Below are 19,674 nucleotides of genomic sequence, written 5' to 3' on the forward strand. Positions count from 1 at the left end.
CCCCGCTTGGGCAGGAGGAGCCCTTAGTAGTAACCGGATTCGCGCATCAGCTCGTCCACCGCCTCAGCGGCATCGTTCAGCGCATCCTCGACGGATTTGTCACCGACGATGGCGGCTTGCAGTTCGGGGAAGACGATATTGGTGGTCTCACCCCATTCCGGGATCGGCGGAACCGCGAACGCGTATTCGGCACCGGCGGCAAAGGCAGCCAGAGCTTCGGCGCGGAACGGATCGTCACCGGCTTGCGCTGCGGCCACGTTGGCTTCCCAGACGGCGCTGCGGGTCGGCAGCGAACCACCGGCGGATTCAGCCAGCTGGCTGTCTTCGCTGGTCAGGAATTTTACGAGCGAGACGGCGGCCTCTTTGTTTTCGCAGTCATTTGTGACCGAGAAACCGTGATGGCCCGACCAGCCAGTGCGTGTGACCGACCCCATCGGCTGGATCGCAACACCAACATTGCCCGCAGCCTTGGAGGATTCAGGATCGTTGAAGAACCCGGCCCAGCCCGGCCAATCCAGGTTCAGAGCAACCGTACCACTGGCAAAGCCCTGACCCAGGTCGTCCCATACATACGACGTGGTCCCTGCAGGAACCGCTTGCGCCTCGTAGAGGTCAACGAACCACTGCAATGCGCGCTGACCCGCGTCCGAGTTGAAGATGGGTTTCTTGTTTTCGTCCAGATAGTTGCCACCTTCGGCCACAACCATTTCGTAGAACCGGCCAACGATGGCCTCGTCCTTGCCCGCATATTGTGTGCCATAGAAGTTCGGCGGGTCTGCGAAGAAGATCGCCTGATCCTTCACCTGCTCCCATGTTTCGGGAACGGCCAGATCATAACCGTATTCCGCTTTGAAAGCTGCCGCCTTTTCGGCATCTTCATAGTTCGACTTGAGATAGTACAGAACCGAGACGTCAAATTGCGCGCGCGGCAGCATCAGAAGCTCGCCATTCACGGTCGACGCGCCAATGTTGCCCGGCACGAATTCAGCAACCGTTTCTGCCGGGACCAATCCGTTCAGGTCGACATAGAGACCTTCGTACTGCGGCGCAAAGGACGAGTGGTTCGATCCCACACACCAGGACGTCGTGCCCGCAGCCATGTCCGACTTGATCTCTTTGTCGATCTCAAAGTGGCTTTTCTTCGAGATGATATCGACCTTGGCGCCAGTGGCTTCTTCCCACTCAGCGATGCGGCCATACAGGCCCTCGTACTGCTGACCACCGATCAGCTTGGCTTCGACAACAGCACCGGGGAACGATCCCCAGTCTGATTCGGCGTATGCTGCGCCTGCGGCCATGACGGCGCAGCTGGCAAGCAACCCGCTGATTGTTCTGGACGATTTCATCACGTGCTTCTCCCTAGATTTAGCTTTTGGCGACTCTCCTGCATCGCCTGTATTCGTATTTAAAACATTTATTCACAAATAAATCAACATTGACATTTGCCTTATATTCAAGTCACCTTCGCAGGCAGTCGTCCTAAAACGCGACGTGGGAGGAATACGTGTCGGCAGCTTCTGAGAAATATCGCGCCCCTGCCCTTGAGAAGGGATTGGACATTATAGAACTGCTTTCTCAGCACGCAGACGGGCTGGCCCAGGGTGACATTGCCCGCGCGCTCGATCGTTCCCAAAGCGAGATTTACCGGATGCTGTCCACATTGGTGCGACGCGGATACGTCATCCGGTCGTCGGATGACGATCTTTACTCGCTCAGTCTGAAAATGTTTGCGATCTCGCAACGGTACCCGCCGGTCGAACGATTGCTTGAAATGGCGCCGCCCAAAATGCGGGCCGTTACGCGCAAAGCCTGGCAGTCCTGCCATATGGGCATGGAAAGCAACGGAGACATTGTTGTTGTCGCCTCGATCGCCTCGCCCGGGAACTGGGGTCTGGCGTTGCGCGTCGGGACCGTGATCGGCCTTGGAAATACCGGCACAGGGCGCGTACTGGCGGCATTCCGTAGTGACGCAGCACTTGACGAGCTGCTGGACAAGCACCGGCTCGCACAGGGCGAGCCAGAACTGGACCCGGTCGAATTCAGAGAGCATGTGGCCCGCATCCGCGAATGGGGTTATGAACGGATGCCATCGGCCACCGCAGTTGGGGTAACAAACCTCGCCTATCCGGTGCTCGACCACGAGGGGCAAGCCGTCAGCGTCGTGAACTGCCCGTTCCTGGAAAGGATCGATCAACTGGACGTTCCCGGATTGGAAGAAGTGCATCTGCTCTACAAATCGCTGGCCGATGAGTTGACCGATTTCTACACGGGCAGGTCGCAGACCTGATGGCGCGCGGAGCAGCTGCTTAGACTAAAGGGGATACATCATGGATCAGAACGCAAAACCGATGATTGACACCCATCAGCATTTCTGGCGCCTGTCGCGTGGCGGCTATGCTTGGATGCCCGAAGACCTGCCCGTGCTCTATCGCGACTACGAGCCCGAGCATTTGCAACCGCTTTTGCAAGACAACGGGATCACCGGCACAATTGTCGTTCAGGCAGATGACAATGTCGCCGAGACCGAGTTTCTGCTGGAGTTGGCGCAAAACCATCATTGGATTGTCGGCGTGGTCGGGTGGGTGGACCTCGAAGCTGCGGACGCGGCGGAAGTGGTGCAGAGGCTGGCCGCATCGCCGAAATTTCTGGGCCTTCGGCCGATGATTCAGGACATTGCGGACGATCACTGGATGCTAGATCCAAAACTCGAAGACGGGTTAGCCGCGGTGGCTGAGAACAACCTGACCTTTGATGCGCTGGTTCTGCAAAAGCACCTGCCCGTGCTCGACACGTTTCTGGGCCGCTATCCCGATCTTCGGGTCGTGGTCGATCATTGTGCGAAACCTGAGTTCGCTCAGGACCGTTTTGAAGACTGGGCGCAGAACATGACAGCCATCGCTGCGCACTCCAATACCTTCTGCAAACTCTCCGGCCTTTTGACCGAAGCACCTGAGGGCGCAGGCTTAGAGGAGATCAAACCCTATCTCGACCATGTGTTAGGTGCTTTCGGGCCGGATCGCGTGTTGTTTGGCAGCGACTGGCCGGTTCTCAATCTGGTTTCAGACTACGATCGCTGGATCGCGATGATGCGCCAGTACGCGGATGCCTCAGATGAGCTGGACTGGGGTACGATGTTGTCCGAAACCCCCTGTCGCGCTTACCCAAGACTACGAAACCGGTAACAGCGTCAGACAGGCATGGCGGTGCAGAACGATTACGCCCAAGGCGAAATGCCTTGAGCGCTCCGCCGTCTCAGCGTCTTTACAGACACTTGAGACAGAGCTGATCTGGCGCAGGTCGCGGTCATCATTGCGGGCATTGAAACTGGCAATCTTCGAACACATCTACGGTGCCTGCGACCAGCCAAGACAGCATCCGGCATCGGGCTGCAAATCCCTGTTGTGATCGAACGGAAGGTCGCAGGACGGGCACTGGGAGCCGACCGAAGACGCCGACAGGTTCACTCGTCGGTGGAAGGGCTTCCGTGCCCCGCGGTCTGTTCCTGACGTGTTTGCGCGATCAATCGACCCAGAGCCTCGATCTTGTCATCAACGTCCCGCGGCGTCAGCAAGCCTGCATCGATCAGCGTATCTTCTGCGGCTTTTAGCCAACAGACGAAGTAACGGCTTTCCACATTATGGGCACTCTGAGCGAATTCTCTCTGCTCCATCGCCCTGATCAACTCTGCCAACCGCGACTGAAAAGCGATCCAAGGGAACGTCCCGTTCTGCACCATGGCAACGATCAGGCCGAAAATCCGGGTCTGCCACGGGGCTTGAAACAGCGGCCCGTCGCCTTGCATCACCGGGATCGAGGCCGAAACCCGCGCAATCGCGGCGCGGTGGTGGTCAGGCGGGTTCAAGATAGTCCTCCCACAGGTCCAGACAGACGCGCCCATTTGGGTCGGCGGCGTCTCCCCACAGGTCCGAGGCCTTGAACTCGACCGTATAGCAATGCTGCGGGCTGGGCCCCTGCCCCGTGGCCATAGCATCGGCGAACTGGAATACCCCGGTATCAGCGACGACCTGCCCCACGTGGTTGCGCACATAGCGCGGCACCCGCGTGTGACCGGCTGGACTGTTGGTCAGAACGCGCACCGACCGACCAACGGCAAAGCGCGGCACGGCGGTGTTTGGGGGAAACGTCATCTCGGCCCCCGCTTTGGTGGCCGTCAAAATGTCAGCCGGGCCAACGGCCGGGTGATCGGCCTGCGAGATATCGAAACTTTTGCGACCCGAGGCCACTTCCTGCGGTTCAACCAACCCCGCTGCCTGCGCGAGCGCGGTGGCGGCCACGGTCCATTTTTCAAAGTAATCCAGTCGCAGGTAATCCTCTGGCGCGATACGCTCGATCGCGGCGCGATGTTCATCGGCGCAGAAAGGTACCGACCAGGCAAGCGCTTCGGTCAGGGCGAAGGCGCGCTTTTGCCAGTCGTGATCAAAGGCACGGTCCTGATCGCAGGGAACCGGGCCAAACCCGTGCATCCCGCCCATATCATGAATGCCATCCATCCCCTTCCCCTAGATCAAAGCCGTGCCGACCATGCCGTTGCGGGTGACAAGATCAGCCAGTTCTGCAGTGGAAAGCCCCTCGGTCCCGGCGGGGCGGCGTGGCAGAACCAGATAGCGGATCTCGGCCGTGCTGTCCCAAACCTTGATCTGCACCTCATCGGGCAGGCTGACACCAAATTCGGCCAGAACCGCGCGAGGTTCACGCACCACGCGGGACCGGTATGCCGGACTTTTGTACCATGTGGGCGGCAGGCCCAGCACCGGCCACGGATAGCAGGAACACAAGGTGCAAACGATAACGTTATGCACCGCTTCTGTGTTCTCGACCACGCGGATATGTTCGCCCTGAAACCCGCTGAACCCCATTGCGTTGATCGCCGCAGACCCGTCGCGCAGCAGCCAGTCTTTGTACTCTCGGTCCGTCCACGCACGCGCCACCACCGCCGCGCCATTGCGGGGGCCGGTTTCGCGCTCGTAGTATTCGACGATACTGTCCAGCGTTTCGGGTTTGACCAGACCTTTGGCCACCATCAGCTCTTCGAGCGCGCGCACGCGCAACGCAGGGCCTTCTTCCAGGGGATCGTGATCATGCGGCATGGGTGGGTTACTCCATCGCGCCCAGAATACGTGCTAAGTTCGAAAACCGCGCGATCAGGGCAAAAATCACGATATTGATCACCATGAAGATCACCGCAATCGACGCAATGACCGGCGTGTAGCCGTAGCGCAGCGCGTTAAAGATCTTGATCGGCAAGGTCTCGACCGAGAAGCCCACAGTCATCAAAGCGATGATGTATTCATTCAGGCTGAGGACAAAGCAGAACGCAAACCCCGCAAAGGCAAAGGGGGCGGCAATCGGCAGGATCACCGTGCGGAAGACTACGGTGTTCGAGGCGCCCATGGTCTGGCTAGCCTCGATCAGTGCACGATCGACGCTTTCCAGCCCCAGCGAGATCGTCACAAGCGGCAGCGCCAGCAGAAACACCGCGTGGGCAATGATGACATTGATCATCAACCCGTTCAGGCCGATCCCGGTGAAGAACAACAGGAAGGCCAGCGCCATGATCACCGGCGGCAGGATAAACGGGGCGACCCCAAGCGCCAGCAGCGCCTTGGCATAGCGCAGCCCATAGCGCCACGCGAAATAGGCCACCGGCATCGCGATCAGCACCGACAGGGTGGCCGATGCAAAGGCGATGAACAACGAGTTTTTCAGCGCCGTGAACCAATCATTTGCAACAAAAACCTCGGCATACCAACGGAAAGAAAAGCCGCGCGGCGGGAAGGCCATGAACTTTTTAGCATTGAACGACACGGCCGCGATCACAAGGATCGGTCCGATCAGATACAGCGCAAACAGCGCCAGATAGATGCTGCGCAGTGCCCTCATGCCTTTTTCCCCGAGAATTTTGTGACCAGCCAGATCACAGTCGCGCTGAGGACCAACAACACCACAGCCAATGCCGAAGCAAACGGCATGTTGAAGTTGAAAATCGCCTGATCCGTGATCAGCACTGACAGCGTCCAATGTTCGGGTTTACCCAGAACCTGCGGCACAATGATGGCCCCCAGCGTCAGCACGAAAACCGTCACCCCGCCCGAGATGATCGCGGGCCGCGTAACCGGAATGATCACGGTGAAAAACGTCCGCAAGGGCGAGGCCCCCAGCGTGCGCGAAGCCTCGATCAGGCTTTTGTCCAACCGGCTGAGGGCGGGAAACAGCAGCAGAACCGAAAACGGAACGGTCAGATAGACCAACGCGGCCACCACAGCCCCTGCCGAAGGGGTCATGGCAAAGCTTTTCTCGATCACGCCGATCCAGACAAGGATATTGGCCACGCCAGCGGTGCGGGATAGCAGGATTTGCCAGCTGAACGCGATCAGCACCTCGGACAGTGACAGCTGCGCCAGAATGTAGATCAGCCAAAAGGTCTGCGAGCGCGGCGGGAACGTGGTCAGGAAATAGGTGAAGGGATACGCGATCAACAGGCTCAGCACCGCGATAAGCGCGCACAGACCCGCCGAGAACAGCGCCCGTTCGATGTAGAACCACGTCAGGAACCGTTCAAAATGCTGCAGGTCAAAGCTGGTGGCATAACCTCCGTCATCGGTAGGCGTGGACACACTGGTCAACAGGATCAGGACAAAGGGGATCACAAAAAACGCCCCGATCATCACCGAGGACGGGATCAGCCCGATATAGCGGGAAAGCGCGCTTGTCTGCATCCCTTCCTCCCTACACCGCCAGCACGCTGCAGGCCGCAGCGGGCATTTCAACATGGACCTGATCGCCAACTTTCACATTGGGCCAGTCCTTTGGCGTCAGGACCGAGATCACTTCGTGCCCCGCACAATCCACCAAAATCTCGATCGTGGCCCCGATATCGCGCACAAATGTCACTGTGCCGGTGACCGAATTGGCCACATCCACGTCTGATGGGTGATGCACGAACACCTCTTCGGGTCGGGTCATCAGCAGAACGTCATCACCTTGGGCAAAGTGGCCTGTGTTGCCGCCCACCATCAGATCGGCCCCGTTCACATGCACGCTGTCAGGCCCCGACATTTTGGCGGGCAGCAGGTTGCTGGTGCCGATGAACCCGGCCACGAATTTGTCGACCGGGGTCTTGTAGATCTCCATCGGACTGCCGGTCTGCAGCACCTGCGCCTTGCCCATGACCACGATCTGATCAGCCATCGTCATCGCTTCGGTCTGATCATGGGTGACGACGACGGTTGTGATCCCAAGCTCTTGCTGCAGCTTGCGCAGCTCGATCTGCATGACCTCGCGCAAATTGGCATCCAGCGCTGACATCGGCTCATCCAGCAGAAACACTTGCGGGTTCAGCGCCAAGGCCCGCGCGATGGCCACGCGCTGACGCTGACCCCCCGACAATTGCGAGATCTTGCGATCCTCAAGCCCCGGCAGGTGGACCATATCCAGCAACTGCCGCGCGCGGTCTTCGCATTCCGACCGGGAATGGCCCCGAATGCGCATCGCGTAACTGATGTTTTCGCCCACATTCAGATGCGGAAACAGCGCAAAGGACTGAAACACCATGCCGATATTGCGCTGATGCACGGGCACGCCGGTCAGGTCCTGATCCTCGAACCGGATCGCGCCTTGCGTGGGCTCATCCAACCCAGCGATCATCCGCAGCAGAGTGGTCTTGCCACAGCCAGACGGCCCCAGAAAACAGATCATCTCGCCGGCATTAAACTGAAGGTTCACATCTTTGACGGCCGTCACGGTGCCAAACTTTTTGGTGACGTTTTCGATGCTTAAACCTGGCATGTGGGTCTTTTCTTTCAACAAGGGAAACGGCCCGCCCCACCTGCGCGGGACGGGCCTGTGTCGTGAGTGGTGTTAACCCGCGATCATCTGGTTCCAGGTGTCGGAAATCCAGTCCGCATGATCCTTATAGATGTCATAACGCGGAATGATCGGGGCCTTGGGACTGCTGACTGCGGCCAGTTCTTCGGCCGTCAGGTCTGTCAGCGCGGGATCAATCACGGGCGCGGTGCCCACATTGCGCGACAAAAGGGCCTGCGTTTCAGCCGCCGAGATAAAGTTGATGAACTCATGAATCTCGTCCACCGGTTTGGCGTGTTCGGGCACGATCCAATAGCCCGAGTCGACGATCGCACCTTCTTTCGGGAAAGTGGAGACAACCGGGAACCCCTCGGCTGCAGCCAGACCGGCCACGTCGTGGTAGTATTGCCCCATCGGAATCTCGCCATCCTGCAGCGCCTGCTGGAACGCGCCTTCGTCCTTGTACCAAAGCCGTACATTAGGGACGAGTTCGGACAGCTTGTCGAATACCTGTTGGATACCTTCCTTGGTGTCCAAAATATCCGTGCCACCAAAGAAAGTGGCCGCCGTCACCTCGAGCATATGTGAGTTCGACGCCAGCCCCAGCAGACCGATCTGGTCCTTGTAGGTCTCATCCCACAGCGCGGCCCAGCTGTCCGGTGCCTCGGGGATTTCGTCCGAATTGGTGCACAGCGTGATGTACCACGACACCGCGCCGACGCCGTAAAGGGTGCCGTCTTCATAGCGATCCTTGAACCGATCAGGCATGTTCGCCAGGTTCGGAATCTTGGAATCGTCCAGCGCCTTGAACACTTTCTGATCTGCGCCGTGGCTGCGCGGGATGCCTGCCATCAGCGATACATCCGCAGGGGCCGTCTTGGCGCGGGCGGCGTTCTTGATCTGCACCAACCATGTTTCGCCGGTGGGCACGGCGACCGAGTTCACCTCGATCCCTGTAGCTTTGGTGAACTCGGGAAAGATGAACTCTTTGAAGCTGTCTTCAAAGAACCCGCCATAGGTCCCGACCTTCAGCGATTGGGCGGCTTGCACGATGGCGGGTGCGGCGAGTGCGGCGGCCCCGGTTGCTGCAGCGGTGCCTAAGAACCGGCGACGTGAAAAATTTGTTGGCATTGTGATCTCCTGTTGGTTTTGTTCAGTTGGCCCGGTTTTTGGGCAGGACGCAAAGCATTTCATACGCCAGGTTCGCCCCGATCAGCGCGGTGCAACCGCTGACATCATATTGCGGCGAGACCTCGACCAGATCGGTTCCGACAAGGTTCAGCCCCGCGCAGCCGCGCACGATCTCAAGCGCCTGAATATTGGTCAGCCCGCCCATTTCGACTGTCCCGGTTCCAGGCGCATAGGCCGGGTCCAGACTGTCTATGTCAAAGGTCAGATAGGTTGGCGTGTCGCCGATCTTGGCCCGGATATCCTGCATCAGAGGGGTCAGGGATTTGTGCCAGCATTCCTCGGCCTGAATGACGGTAAAGCCCTGTTTGCGGCCCCAGTCGAAATCGTCAGGCGCATAGCCCGTGCCGCGCAACCCGATCTGAAAAACCTTGTCGATTTGCAGCAGGCCATCTTCGACCGCGCGGCGGAACGGGGTGCCGTGGGCGATCTTTTCGCCGAACATCTCGTCATTCGTGTCGGCATGGGCATCCACATGGATCAACGCGACCGGCCCGTGCTTGCGCGCAATGGACCGCAAGACTGGATAAGTCAGCGTGTGATCCCCGCCCAGCGTGATCGGCACGACATCGTGGCGCAAGATCTCATCATAGGCATCGGTGATGATGTCCATGCTTTTCTTCAGATCAAACGTGTTGATCGCCACGTCGCCAATATCGGCCACCTGCATGTTGGCAAAGGGCGCGGCCCCCGTTGCCATGTTGAACGGCCGCAGCATACAGCTTTCGGCACGGATCGCGCGCGGGCCATGCCGCGTTCCGGTCCGGTTCGAGGTGCCGATATCCATCGGTATCCCCACAAAACACGCATCCAGCCCCTGCGCGCTGTCTTGGGCGGGTAGCCGCATCATCGTGGTTCCACCCCCGAACCGCGGCATCTCGTTCCCGCCCAAAGGTTGATTGAACTGCGGCCCTGCGGTGTCTGGCATTTTGGTTCCCGTTGCACTTATCATTGGATTATCGCCGCACCCTAGCCAGAGCTAATCGGGCTAAAAATACCGTTACGCAAACTCTTACATTGTCATTTGGCAATGTAATCCCCCTCGTAAATCTCTTCGAGGATCGAAATGAACAGCTCGTTGACTTTGGGCAGGCCCCCGGATCGGGTGACGATCTGCATGATGCAGGTGTAATCCTCGTCGCTGTTGGGTAGGCGCCGAAGGCGGCCCTGCTGTTCCAACGGGATCGCCAGATGCAGGGGCAAGAGACCGATATAGGCCCCGCTGAGCACAAGGATCAGCTGCGCCTCAATCTCTTGCACGAACAGGTCCCGCTCGGACGGGTTCAGAGTCTTCCGCCGTTGTTGGTTCCAGTATCCGCGATGCACCCAGGCCTGACGCGCAATTACATCTTCTGTGATCATCTCTTCCGAGACATCGAACAGCGGATGCGCATCCGCGCAATAGAGCGCGTGGTTTTCCTCATATAGATCGGTCAGTTTCAAACCATTGCTAACATTATCAAAACTTCCGAACCCGATATGATAGCTACCGTCCAGAATACCCTGCAAAATCTCTTGTGGTTCTGAAATCGCCAGATCGATTCGAACGGCTGGTGCGGCCTCGGTGAAGCGTTTGATCGCTTGTGGCAGTTTGAAATTCTTATCGCTCGTGGTGGCATCGACCACGGCCAGTTTCAAACGGCCCACAAGGTTGCCCTTTAACTCGGCCAGATGGGTCGAGTGTTCGTCCAGCGTCCCAAGCAGCGCCATGCCGATCTGATGCACCATCTGCCCTTTCTCGGTCAGCAGAAACCCACGCCGTCCCCGTTGACATAAGCGCACGCCCAGACGCTCCTCTAACGCGGTAATGTGGTTCGAGATCGTGGGCTGGCTAAGACCAAGCTCGACCTGCGCAGCCGAAAAGCCGCGATTGCGCACAACACTGTCGAACACGGTCAAAAGATGGATGTCTGAGCCGGTGATTTTCATCGTTGCATTGAGCCAGAGAAATGTATCCGTTTGCAACGCGCTATTTGTAAAAACCGGCTTTCTGAATACGGTCGCGCCGGGAAACGCTTAAAATTTGATCCCGCTGCAGCACAACAAGGGGCCCGACATGAAAATCACCGCATTCCAGATGCAGGCGGGCGGCACCCCCGAAGACCGGTTTGATCAGTTGGAACAGGCCATGCGCGATGCCAAAGCAGAGGGCACCGATCTGCTGGTCGCGCCCGAGCTGGCGATTTCGGGATATGGGCGTGGGGCTGCGCTGCGGGCGTTGGCGCAGCCAAAAGACGGTCCATGGGTGCAAAAACTGCAGCAATTGGTGCGCGATCTTGGCATCAGCCTTGTCACCGGCTTTCCCGAAGCTGACGGCGACCAGCGTTACATCAGCGCTGTCATCATCAACAGCGCCGATCCCGATACACCGCTTATCTATCGAAAGAATTGCCTCTATGGCGAGTATGAAAAAGGGATTTTTCACACGCCCGAACGGTCAACAGTTTTAACAGAAATGCACGGCCTGAAACTGGGCTTTCTGATCTGCTATGACGTGGAGTTTCCGGAAAACGCCCGCAGACTGGCACAGGCTGGCGCGCAGGTGATTATCGTTCCGACCGCCATGGCCGAAGGACCCGCAGGCGCGTTCATTACGCAACATGTGGTTCCGGTGCGCGCGTTCGAGAACCAGGTTTTCATTGTCTATGCCAATCACGCAGGCACGGATGAAAGCTATAGCTATCAGGGCATGTCCTCGATCGTGGCCCCGGACGGACAGAGTCTGGCATTTGCACCGCAAGACGCACCTGCAATGATCTCAGCCCGGATCGATCCCGGAGAGTATGCGCAATCGCGCGCGGACAATCCGTACCTGTCCGATACGCTGACGCTTGAGCTGGCACGCCCGTGACTGGTCGGGGACTTCTGTATTGACCTCATCCCTCTCGATCCTGAACGGCTCAATCCAAACGATGGACGCCGCGGCCAGCAGATTTCAGGCGCTTTTCGTTCGGGGTAATCGCATCGAAGCGTTGGGGTCTGATGATGAAATCCGCGCCTTGTGTGATGAGACGACCCAAGTTTTGGACGCCGGCGGCGCAACAGTGCTGCCCGGGTTTGTCGAAAGTCACATGCACATTTTCTTCGGGGCTTATGCGCTCAGCGTGCTGCGGTTGGAAAACGTTACAGGCACCGCGGCCTTAACCCGCGCGATACAGGAATTTGCCGCTAAGAACCCCGATGAAACCCTGCTGGTGGCGCAGGGCTTGGCCTATGACGCGTTTGACGGCGGATGCAACGCGGATCGGCATATGTTGGATGCGATTTGCCCGGATCAGCCGCTGTTGCTGCAAAGCGCCGATTTCCACAACGGTTGGGCGAATACTGCCGCTTTGAAGGCCGCAGGTGTTATGCAGGGGCGGGATCTGGGCCCTGCATCTCACATAGAACTGGACGAGGATGGGGTCGCCACGGGCACGTTGATCGAACCCCCCGCCGTCAGCACGATTCAGGCGCTTGGCCGCCATGGCGGGCGCGAGGTTCTGGGGCTGGAGGGCGTCGAGCCCGCCGGGCATGTGACGCGCGACCAGCGTGAGGCGGACAAGGCGCTTTTGCGCGCAGGGCTGCGCTATTGCGCACGCCACGGGATCACCACGATCATCAACATGGACGGCAATCTCTACCAGGCCGGGTTGCTAAAAGAGATCGAGGCCGAAGGCGATTTGTACTGTCGGCTGGAATTGCCCTTTCACTTCACTCCCGGTGCGCCAGCCGAGAACATTGAGATCGCTGAAAGAATGCGCCGCGATTTGAACAGCGAGATGTTGTGGTGCAACCGCGTCAAATTCTTCATGGACGGCACTTTGGATGTGCAAACGGCCTATCGAATACAGGACTATCCCGGCACGCCCGGCCACAAAAGCGCGCCCCTTCATGACCCAGCACGCTTTGCCGAGCTGGCGACGGAACTGGACCGGCGCGGCTTTCAGATTGCGGTGCACGCCATTGGGGATGCATCCGTGAAAGTTGTTCTGGACGGTTATCAGGCCGCACTTGAGGCAAACGGCGCGATGGGAAACCGCCACCGCGTCGAACATATTGAGTTGCTTGACCCCGCCGATCGTCCACGGTTCTCGGAATTGGGTGTGATCGCCTCATTCATGCCGCCGCACCCGCCGGGCTGCGGGGATTTCCCGTTGGAACCTTTGACCTCGATCATCGGTCAGGACCAATGGCCCGACGCCTATGCATGGCGGACACTGAAAGAGGCGGGTGCTCGGGTTTGCTTTTCAAGCGATTGGCCTATTGCCGCCCTCCCACCCCTGACAGGTATCGACATCGCCATTAGCCGACGGGTTTGGGCCCCCGATCAGAAAGACGAACGGCTGAGTTTTGATGACACCCTTGCAGCCTATACCAGCGAAGGGGCTTATGCCTGCCGCCGCGACGAACAGTTTGGGCGTCTGGCGCCCGGATTGCTGGCCGATATCGTTGTGCTGGACCGTGAACTGACAGAGCGCAACGCAGGCCAAGCCGACGTGGCAGCGACGATCTGCAACGGAGTCGTCAGCTACGCCGCTAAAGGCTGAAGTCGATGCACAATCGGCCTGTCACATCCCCGGCCTGCAACCGATCCAGTGCAGAGTTGACCTGATCCAACGCTACAGTTTCCACATCCACCCCGAGTGGGCGCTGCGCCGCAAAATCCAGAAAATCCAACAGGTCCTGCCGTGTTCCAACGGACGAGCCGAACACCCTATGCCCACCGTCGATCAGCCACAGCATCGACAGGTCCACGGGGTCGTCCACCAACGCCACAGCTACAATATCGCTCAGCGGGTTCACCGCATCCCTGATCGTATCCCAGACCCTGGCTGTGGGCGCGAAGTTCAGCGTCACATCGGCGCCCCCGGCCTGACGCACGGCCGCCCCGGCATCCGGGCCCGCAAGGATGCCCAGATCCGCCCCAAGCCTTTGCGCAGTCCGCAGTTTGGCCGGGTCCTGGTCCACGACGATCACTCGGGCCCCAAGGGCTTTGGCGATCAGAACCGCGTATTGTCCCAAGCCACCGGCACCGATGATCAGAGCGTTCTGCCCTGCCTCCAGCTTGGACCGTTTGAGTGCGCTCCACGCAGTCAACCCAGCGCATAACAGTGGCGCCCCTGTGATCGGATCGATCTGATCCGGGATTTCAAGGGCAAAGCAGGCCTCAAGCACGGCATATTCGGCAAAGGCCCCGTCTTGCTCGACCCCACGGGCCCGTTGCGCGGGACAGTAATTCTCTAGCCCGGATCTGCAAGGCTTGCAGTCAAGGCAGGTGTCATACAGCCATGGCAACCCGACACGTGCGCCGATGGATGGTGCATTCCGGGTGCCCGCACCGACGGCCACAACCCGGCCTATGCCTTCATGACCGAACACTCTGGGATACGCACTTTCAGGTAGCGGCTCGTCCCGCAGATGAAGATCGCTATGGCAAATACCGCAGCTTTCCAGTTTCACCAAAACCTGACCTTGGGCGACCTTCGGCAAGGGTATCTCGGTCACCACCAAAGGGGCACCCGGCCCCGTACTGACCGCTGCTTTCATCGTGCTTGGAAGACCAGTCATAACACCCCGTTTGTTACACCCCGATAGCCTCGGATCACCCCGAAAATGCTCTCAGAACCATAGATCGAAAGATCATGACGATCCACGCTTTGCCGAGGCTGATCTTAGAGACGCACGACCGTGCCACAGCGCAGCTTAAGCTACCCCGCTACTCACTGCGCAAGCGAGGCACGGGCTTGCGGGACCAATCGGCGCTCATTTTTCAGATGGATCAGCCTCGGCATAGTCCCTCAGGCGTTCGATGTCGGCGATCTCGGCATGATTGCGGTTGATCTTAACGCCAACCGCCTTGAGGCGCGAAAACGCGCGGCTCAGGCTTTCCGGCTTCATCCCAAGACGGCCTGCAATCAGCATCTTGTCATAGGGCAGTTCGACATCGCAGCCGCTGGTTTCGTCGTCGCAAAGGCCCAGCAAAAACTCCGCGACCCGCTGCGCGCCGGTCTGCGCCTTGAGCTGTTCCAGCTGCGCCACCAGCGCGTGAAGATGGGTAAAGGTCGAAGCCAGAATCGACACTCCGATTTCCGGGTCTTCCTTCATCAGCGACAACAAGAGCGGGCTGGGAATATGCATGATATCGCAGGCCGAGACCGCCTCGGCAGACACAGGATAAGGGACATTCCGCAGCGCAACCGCTTCGCCAAAGCTTTCGCCACGGGTAAAGACGCTCACCACCGCCTCTGCCCCGGTCGGAGACATGCGAAACAGCTTGACCCAGCCTGCCAGAACCACGTGAACGGCCTTGGCCTCTTCTTCCTGCAGGAAAATCGTCTCGCCGCGGTCGTAGCTGCGCCAAATAGCGTGACTCAACAGCGTATCGACATGTTGATCCGGCAAGCTCTTGAGCAATAGCGACTGCCGCGCGATTGCCTTTTGTGTTTCATGTGCCAAGAAAGTTCCCCTGCTTCCCTGATCGATTGTCTGAACAGTACGATCCTCTGGATCAGGCTATGCCAAAGCTGGGAACAACGCACCAGTCTTTTCCCGCATCAACTTGACTATTGTCATGTTGCGAGGGTCGCCGGACGCATACCCTTGGATCAAAGCCAGTAATCCGGGGAGCAATCAAGATGAACTACGAGCGATTTTTCACCCAGAGTCTGGACGACCTGCGGGACGAGGGAAATTACCGCGTTTTCATTGACTTGCAACGCCACTGCGGATCGTTCCCGAACGCCCGCCAGACCGATGGTTCAGTCCAGCGGGACGTGCGCATCTGGTGTTCCAACGACTACCTTGGCATGGGTCAACACCCATCTGTGATCGAGGCAATGCATGACGCATTGGACCGCTGCGGCGCAGGGGCCGGGGGCACGCGAAACATATCAGGCACCACTCACGACCACGTGCTGCTAGAGGCCGAGCTGGCCGAGCTGCACGCAAAAGAAGCCGCGCTTCTATTTACTTCCGGATATGTTTCGAATTGGGCCGCCCTCGGTACCCTGGCCGCGAAAATCCCCGGTTTGATCGTGTTTTCGGACGCGTTGAATCATGCCTCGATGATCGAAGGTATCCGCCATTCGCGCGCGCAGAAGGTGATCTGGAAGCACAATGATCTGGAAGATCTTGAGGCGAAACTGGCCGCCGCCGATCCGGACGCACCGAAGATGGTCGCGTTCGAGTCCGTTTACTCAATGGATGGCGACATCGCCCCGATCAAAGAGATCTGCGATCTGGCCGACAAATACGGCGCGATGACTTACCTCGACGAGGTGCACGCCGTTGGCCTTTACGGCCCGCGTGGTGGCGGTATTGCCGAGCGCGAAGGTCTGATGGACCGTCTGACCGTGATTGAGGGCACTCTGGGTAAGGCCTTTGGTGTGGTTGGCGGCTATATCGCGGCCTCTGCGGCGTTGTGTGATTTTGTGCGCAGCTTTGCTAGCGGATTCATCTTTACCACCGCTCTGCCGCCGTCGATTGCCGCAGGGGCCGCTGCGTCGATCCGCCATCTGAAGCAATCGAATGTCGAGCGCGACCTGCAAAAGGCCCGCGTGGCGCACGTGCGCGCGCGGTTGGATGCGGAAGGTATCCCGCATCTGCCCAACCCCAGCCACATCATCCCGGTGATGGTGGGCGATCCGGTTAAATGCAAATTCATCTCGGACACACTGCTGGAAGAGTTCGCGATTTACATTCAGCCGATCAATTACCCCACCGTGCCGAAAGGGACCGAGCGGCTGCGGATCACACCGTCCCCGGTTCATACAGACAAGGATATCGACCATCTGATAGGTGCTCTCTCAGAGCTATGGCACCGCTGCCAGATCGCTCGGATGCCGATGGCCGCCCAATAATCAATACGCCTCCTTTTGCTAAAGACTGCGCCGTCTCATCTGAGGCGGCGTTTTTTCAGATCAGGTAGAGGGAGAAGATGACAACGGCAAAGCTGATCAGCACCATCATGAAGCCGCGCAGCCAGGCGGGGCTCGTGGCAAGCTCGAGATAGCGCGCAAGGATGATGCGGGATTTGGTGAGTGCCAGGATCAGGATGCAAGCGCCGAGGGCTTTGGGGGCTATCGGCAAAAGTGTCAGAATCGCAGATGCAATGCTGAGAGCCAGAAGGACGAGCCATGCGCGTGTGAGCGAACTCGGGAGCCTCCGGCGGGAGTATTTTTGAAAAGATGAAGGTGTGGGCATTGCGTTTATCCCAGCAGGTAGATTACGGGAAAGAGCATGATCCAGACCAGATCGACCATGTGCCAGAACTGTGCGCCCGCCTCGATGTTTCGTGGATCGTCGCGCCACGCGATCAGCAGCAGGATGGCGACGCCGGCCAGCACATGGGCGGCGTGAAAGCCGGTGAGCAGGTAATAGAACAGGAAAAACGGGTGGGTCTCGTAGGTGATGCCTTGCGCGGCTTTGCCTGCATATTCCGCGCCTTTGATAATCAGGAATACAACGCCCAGCCCAGCTGCCGCGATCAGCGCCAGACGGGCGGCAGTGCGGCGCGCGGCTTGTCGCCAGTGCAGGGCCTGTGCGGCGAGGTAGCCGGATGTGATCAGGACGGCAGTATTGAGCGCCGCGCCGGTGCGGTAGAGATGCGATTGTGCTTCGACAAAGCCTGCGGGGTCGGTCAGGCGCACGCCCATGAAGGCGATCAGCCCGGCGCCAAAGACCAGCAGTTCCGAGATGATCAGCACCCACATCAGCAACTCGCCCGGAAGCTCGTCGATCAGGGAAGTGTCGCTCATGCGCCGACCAGCTGGCGGTAGACCTGCGGCAGCGCCATGGTCAGGCGGTGCGGGTCAGGGATGACGGCGAACCCGCCTTGACCGAACATGCGTGGAAACCAGCTTTTGCCGGTTTTGTCGATGGTGACGCCAAAGACAGATTGCCCGGCGCGGCGGGCCTCGCGGACTGCCATGCAGGTGTCTTCGATACCGTGGCGGCCTTCGTAATGGTCCAGATCGTTTGGCTTGCCATCAGTGATGACCAGTAACAGCCGACGCTTGCGGGACTGTTCTGCCAGATCGGCAGAACAATGGCGGATCGCAGCGCCAAGGCGTGTATAGTGGCCGGGGCGCAGCGAAGCGATGCGTTGTTCTACTGTGCCGCCCATCGGCTCATCAAACTGCTTGCAGCGCTGCACATAGACGCGCTGGCGTTTCAGCGAGCTGAAGGCGTGGATGGCGAAATCGTCGCCGCAGGCATTCAGGCCCCACGCCAAAGCGGCCAGTGCCTCGCGTTCGATGTCGATCACGGCGCGGCCCGTCACCGCGCTTTCGGTCGACCGGCTGACGTCCAGCAGGATCGAGACCGCCAGATCGCGCGCCTCGGGACGGGACTGCATCCAGATGCGTTCATTGCCTTCGCCGCTGGCATGGCGGTCGATTTCGGCGCGCACGGCGGCTTCAATATCCAGCTGATCACCGTCCAGATGGCCTCGTGTCATCACGCGACCGGGGCGCAGCGCCTCGAACTGGCGTTTGACGGCGCGGATGCGGCGGGCGGTGGCGGGGTCTTTGCCGAATTCGGCGGCATCCTCGCGGATGTCGGCATCGGACAGCAATACGTTCACATGGTCCGGCAGGTATTGCCCTGTGCGCACATCCCATTCGGGATAGAGAATGCGGCCAGACAGACGCTCGCGATTCACGTCCTCGGGTGCGAGGTCGAGATGCAGTTTCAGCTTGGTCGGCGGGGCCTTGGAGATCTGGCCCAGCCCGATCTCTTCCTGATCGTCGGCGGCTTTCTTGGCGTTGTCGGGGTCGTCGTCGTCGATGCGCCGGTTGATATTCAGGAACTCGGCCCAGCTGAGGATCGCTTCGAACTTGTGCAGGATGAAACTGTCGCTGCGGTTCGCCTGATCCGATTTGCGGCGGCGGGCGCGGTGGGTTTTTTCGCCCGATTCTTCGGGTTCACCTTCGGTGTCGGGATTTTCGACCTCGTTATGTTCGGAAAAGCCAACGGCGCGCAGCTCGGGCCACAAGGGCACCGGGCGCATCGGTTGGTAGCCGCGCGGGGCGGTCAGGTCGTCGTCCAGCGTCAGAAGCTGCTCGGCCTTTGGCGACAGGGGTGCCAGGTCGCCCAGCTTGTGCCGGATCAGTTCCTCAACCGCAGCCTCAACCGGCGGCAGGCCGGGAATGTCACGGTGGTGCAGGACGCCCTTGCAAAGCTCGGTATAAAGCGGGCGCAGGCCGGGGGCGTCGTCGAGCGTCGCCACAACCATGTCCTGCGCTGCAATCAACGCGCGCAGATCGGCGCGCAGCGGATCATCTTCGTCAATTCGTGTTCCGGCATGGGCGGCAGCAGCGGCCAGCCAGACATAAAGCGCACCGTTTGCTTCGCGCGCGGGGAATACCGCCAACCGGTCGGGCAGGCGAAGAACTTCACCATCGAAGGACGCGCGCGGCATCAACTCTGCCTCGGTCGCCAGCTTGCGGCGCCAGCTCAGGCGGTGGCGTGAAATCTCGGGTGAGACCGGGCGCAATTCAACGCCCGGGCTACCCCCAAGTCCTCGGAAGAGGACGGCCAGCCGCCCCGCGACCTCAGAAAGGTCGACCGCGGCTCCAACATGCACCTCAGGTGCATCGAGGCGGCTGGCAAGGGTGTGCCACAGTTTCCCGATCGTTTCTTCGGGTTCCCATGGCTCAAAATCGATCCTGACCATCGGCC

General features: G+C 59.4%; 20 protein-coding genes. 5 read left to right on the forward strand and 15 right to left on the reverse strand.

Translation table 11 applies throughout. From position 1 onward, the window contains the following. Positions 1 to 23: 23 nt before the first annotated feature. Complete coding sequence (locus tag ACR3EN_RS18270; RefSeq protein ID WP_480534369.1) at positions 24 to 1,346, reverse strand: extracellular solute-binding protein; 1,323 nt, start codon at positions 1,344 to 1,346, stop codon at positions 24 to 26. Between the two features lie 158 nt (positions 1,347 to 1,504). On the opposite strand from ACR3EN_RS18270, the gene ACR3EN_RS18275 reads away from it, so the two are divergent. Both ACR3EN_RS18275 and ACR3EN_RS18280 read left to right on the forward strand, forming a co-directional pair. After that, positions 1,505 to 2,287 carry an IclR family transcriptional regulator gene (locus ACR3EN_RS18275; RefSeq protein WP_480820484.1) on the forward strand — a complete coding sequence of 261 codons (783 nt, stop codon included), beginning with the start codon at positions 1,505 to 1,507 and terminating at the stop codon, positions 2,285 to 2,287. Positions 2,288 to 2,327: 40 nt separating this feature from the next. Beyond that, positions 2,328 to 3,182: an amidohydrolase family protein gene (locus tag ACR3EN_RS18280; protein WP_480820482.1), complete on the forward strand. Its 855-nt coding sequence runs from the start codon at positions 2,328 to 2,330 to the stop codon at positions 3,180 to 3,182. A 278-nt stretch (positions 3,183 to 3,460) separates the two neighbouring features. Here the strand turns inward: ACR3EN_RS18280 and ACR3EN_RS18285 are convergent, their stop codons facing one another. From ACR3EN_RS18285 to ACR3EN_RS18325, 9 genes are all read right to left on the reverse strand, one after another. Continuing rightward, on the reverse strand, positions 3,461 to 3,862 hold the full coding sequence (locus tag ACR3EN_RS18285) for a nitrile hydratase accessory protein (RefSeq protein ID WP_480820480.1): 402 nt from the start codon (positions 3,860 to 3,862) through the stop codon (positions 3,461 to 3,463). Further along, positions 3,849 to 4,511, reverse strand: coding sequence for a nitrile hydratase subunit beta (nthB, locus tag ACR3EN_RS18290; RefSeq protein ID WP_480820478.1), 663 nt, complete (start codon positions 4,509 to 4,511; stop codon positions 3,849 to 3,851). Before nthB ends, ACR3EN_RS18285 begins: the two co-directional genes overlap by 14 nt. A 9-nt stretch (positions 4,512 to 4,520) precedes the next feature. Beyond that, positions 4,521 to 5,108, reverse strand: coding sequence for a nitrile hydratase subunit alpha (gene nthA, locus ACR3EN_RS18295; RefSeq protein WP_480820476.1), 588 nt, complete (start codon positions 5,106 to 5,108; stop codon positions 4,521 to 4,523). Between the two features lie 7 nt (positions 5,109 to 5,115). After that, on the reverse strand, positions 5,116 to 5,901 hold the full coding sequence (locus tag ACR3EN_RS18300) for an ABC transporter permease (RefSeq protein ID WP_480820474.1): 786 nt from the start codon (positions 5,899 to 5,901) through the stop codon (positions 5,116 to 5,118). Beyond that, entirely contained in the window at positions 5,898 to 6,737 is an 840-nt protein-coding gene (locus ACR3EN_RS18305; protein WP_480649951.1) for an ABC transporter permease, read from the reverse strand. The genes ACR3EN_RS18300 and ACR3EN_RS18305 overlap by 4 nt, the downstream gene beginning before the upstream one ends. A 10-nt stretch (positions 6,738 to 6,747) precedes the next feature. Continuing rightward, positions 6,748 to 7,806, reverse strand: a complete 1,059-nt coding sequence (locus tag ACR3EN_RS18310; RefSeq protein ID WP_480820472.1) for an ABC transporter ATP-binding protein — start codon at positions 7,804 to 7,806, stop codon at positions 6,748 to 6,750. A 72-nt stretch (positions 7,807 to 7,878) separates the two neighbouring features. Next, positions 7,879 to 8,955, reverse strand: a complete 1,077-nt coding sequence (locus ACR3EN_RS18315) for an ABC transporter substrate-binding protein (protein ID WP_480820470.1) — start codon at positions 8,953 to 8,955, stop codon at positions 7,879 to 7,881. A 22-nt stretch (positions 8,956 to 8,977) separates the two neighbouring features. Then, positions 8,978 to 9,940 carry an agmatinase gene (gene speB / locus ACR3EN_RS18320; protein ID WP_480820468.1) on the reverse strand — a complete coding sequence of 321 codons (963 nt, stop codon included), beginning with the start codon at positions 9,938 to 9,940 and terminating at the stop codon, positions 8,978 to 8,980. A 92-nt stretch (positions 9,941 to 10,032) separates the two neighbouring features. Further along, on the reverse strand, positions 10,033 to 10,941 hold the full coding sequence (locus tag ACR3EN_RS18325) for a LysR family transcriptional regulator (RefSeq protein WP_480820466.1): 909 nt from the start codon (positions 10,939 to 10,941) through the stop codon (positions 10,033 to 10,035). Positions 10,942 to 11,068: 127 nt separating this feature from the next. Between ACR3EN_RS18325 and ACR3EN_RS18330 the strand changes: the two genes are divergently transcribed. Then, complete coding sequence (locus ACR3EN_RS18330) at positions 11,069 to 11,863, forward strand: carbon-nitrogen hydrolase family protein (protein WP_480820464.1); 795 nt, start codon at positions 11,069 to 11,071, stop codon at positions 11,861 to 11,863. A 19-nt stretch (positions 11,864 to 11,882) separates the two neighbouring features. Next, the gene (locus ACR3EN_RS18335) at positions 11,883 to 13,541 is read left to right on the forward strand and encodes an amidohydrolase (protein WP_480820462.1); all 1,659 of its coding nucleotides are present in this window, start codon (positions 11,883 to 11,885) and stop codon (positions 13,539 to 13,541) included. Here ACR3EN_RS18335 and ACR3EN_RS18340 read toward each other — a convergent pair. Further along, positions 13,531 to 14,562, reverse strand: a complete 1,032-nt coding sequence (locus tag ACR3EN_RS18340) for an alcohol dehydrogenase catalytic domain-containing protein (RefSeq protein ID WP_480870452.1) — start codon at positions 14,560 to 14,562, stop codon at positions 13,531 to 13,533. The genes ACR3EN_RS18335 and ACR3EN_RS18340 overlap by 11 nt on opposite strands. A 195-nt stretch (positions 14,563 to 14,757) precedes the next feature. Then, positions 14,758 to 15,450, reverse strand: coding sequence for a Crp/Fnr family transcriptional regulator (locus tag ACR3EN_RS18345; protein WP_480820458.1), 693 nt, complete (start codon positions 15,448 to 15,450; stop codon positions 14,758 to 14,760). A gap of 179 nt (positions 15,451 to 15,629) precedes the next feature. Between ACR3EN_RS18345 and hemA the strand changes: the two genes are divergently transcribed. After that, the gene (gene hemA, locus ACR3EN_RS18350) at positions 15,630 to 16,853 is read left to right on the forward strand and encodes a 5-aminolevulinate synthase (protein WP_480820456.1); all 1,224 of its coding nucleotides are present in this window, start codon (positions 15,630 to 15,632) and stop codon (positions 16,851 to 16,853) included. Positions 16,854 to 16,908: 55 nt separating this feature from the next. Here hemA and ACR3EN_RS18355 read toward each other — a convergent pair whose 3' ends face one another. Genes ACR3EN_RS18355 through ACR3EN_RS18365 form a run of 3 tightly spaced genes read right to left on the reverse strand, consistent with a single transcriptional unit; the run spans position 16,909 to position 19,669 of the window. After that, a complete protein-coding gene (locus tag ACR3EN_RS18355; RefSeq protein ID WP_480820454.1) occupies positions 16,909 to 17,196 on the reverse strand; it encodes a cytochrome C oxidase subunit IV family protein in 288 nt (95 codons plus the stop codon). 5 nt (positions 17,197 to 17,201) lie between these two features. Further along, positions 17,202 to 17,750, reverse strand: a complete 549-nt coding sequence (locus ACR3EN_RS18360; RefSeq protein ID WP_480820452.1) for a cytochrome c oxidase subunit 3 — start codon at positions 17,748 to 17,750, stop codon at positions 17,202 to 17,204. Continuing rightward, complete coding sequence (locus tag ACR3EN_RS18365) at positions 17,747 to 19,669, reverse strand: nitric oxide reductase activation protein NorD (RefSeq protein ID WP_480820450.1); 1,923 nt, start codon at positions 19,667 to 19,669, stop codon at positions 17,747 to 17,749. The genes ACR3EN_RS18360 and ACR3EN_RS18365 overlap by 4 nt, the downstream gene beginning before the upstream one ends. Positions 19,670 to 19,674 lie beyond the last annotated feature (5 nt).

It is taken from the genome of Ruegeria sp. G7 (assembly GCF_056535465.1).

What these genes read in the sequence shown, in the direction of transcription:
- ACR3EN_RS18270 (WP_480534369.1), bottom strand. Translation starts at nt 1,346, where the DNA reads ATGAAATCGTCCAGAACAATCAGCGGGTTGCTTGCCAGCTGCGCCGTC.
- ACR3EN_RS18280 (WP_480820482.1), top strand. Translation starts at nt 2,328, where the DNA reads ATGGATCAGAACGCAAAACCGATGATTGACACCCATCAGCATTTCTGG.
- nthB (WP_480820478.1), bottom strand. Translation starts at nt 4,511, where the DNA reads ATGGATGGCATTCATGATATGGGCGGGATGCACGGGTTTGGCCCGGTT.
- nthA (WP_480820476.1), bottom strand. Translation starts at nt 5,108, where the DNA reads ATGCCGCATGATCACGATCCCCTGGAAGAAGGCCCTGCGTTGCGCGTG.
- ACR3EN_RS18300 (WP_480820474.1), bottom strand. Translation starts at nt 5,901, where the DNA reads ATGAGGGCACTGCGCAGCATCTATCTGGCGCTGTTTGCGCTGTATCTG.
- ACR3EN_RS18305 (WP_480649951.1), bottom strand. Translation starts at nt 6,737, where the DNA reads ATGCAGACAAGCGCGCTTTCCCGCTATATCGGGCTGATCCCGTCCTCG.
- ACR3EN_RS18310 (WP_480820472.1), bottom strand. Translation starts at nt 7,806, where the DNA reads ATGCCAGGTTTAAGCATCGAAAACGTCACCAAAAAGTTTGGCACCGTG.
- ACR3EN_RS18315 (WP_480820470.1), bottom strand. Translation starts at nt 8,955, where the DNA reads ATGCCAACAAATTTTTCACGTCGCCGGTTCTTAGGCACCGCTGCAGCA.
- speB (WP_480820468.1), bottom strand. Translation starts at nt 9,940, where the DNA reads ATGCCAGACACCGCAGGGCCGCAGTTCAATCAACCTTTGGGCGGGAAC.
- ACR3EN_RS18325 (WP_480820466.1), bottom strand. Translation starts at nt 10,941, where the DNA reads ATGAAAATCACCGGCTCAGACATCCATCTTTTGACCGTGTTCGACAGT.
- ACR3EN_RS18330 (WP_480820464.1), top strand. Translation starts at nt 11,069, where the DNA reads ATGAAAATCACCGCATTCCAGATGCAGGCGGGCGGCACCCCCGAAGAC.
- ACR3EN_RS18340 (WP_480870452.1), bottom strand. Translation starts at nt 14,562, where the DNA reads ATGACTGGTCTTCCAAGCACGATGAAAGCAGCGGTCAGTACGGGGCCG.
- hemA (WP_480820456.1), top strand. Translation starts at nt 15,630, where the DNA reads ATGAACTACGAGCGATTTTTCACCCAGAGTCTGGACGACCTGCGGGAC.
- ACR3EN_RS18355 (WP_480820454.1), bottom strand. Translation starts at nt 17,196, where the DNA reads ATGCCCACACCTTCATCTTTTCAAAAATACTCCCGCCGGAGGCTCCCG.
- ACR3EN_RS18360 (WP_480820452.1), bottom strand. Translation starts at nt 17,750, where the DNA reads ATGAGCGACACTTCCCTGATCGACGAGCTTCCGGGCGAGTTGCTGATG.
- ACR3EN_RS18365 (WP_480820450.1), bottom strand. Translation starts at nt 19,669, where the DNA reads ATGGTCAGGATCGATTTTGAGCCATGGGAACCCGAAGAAACGATCGGG.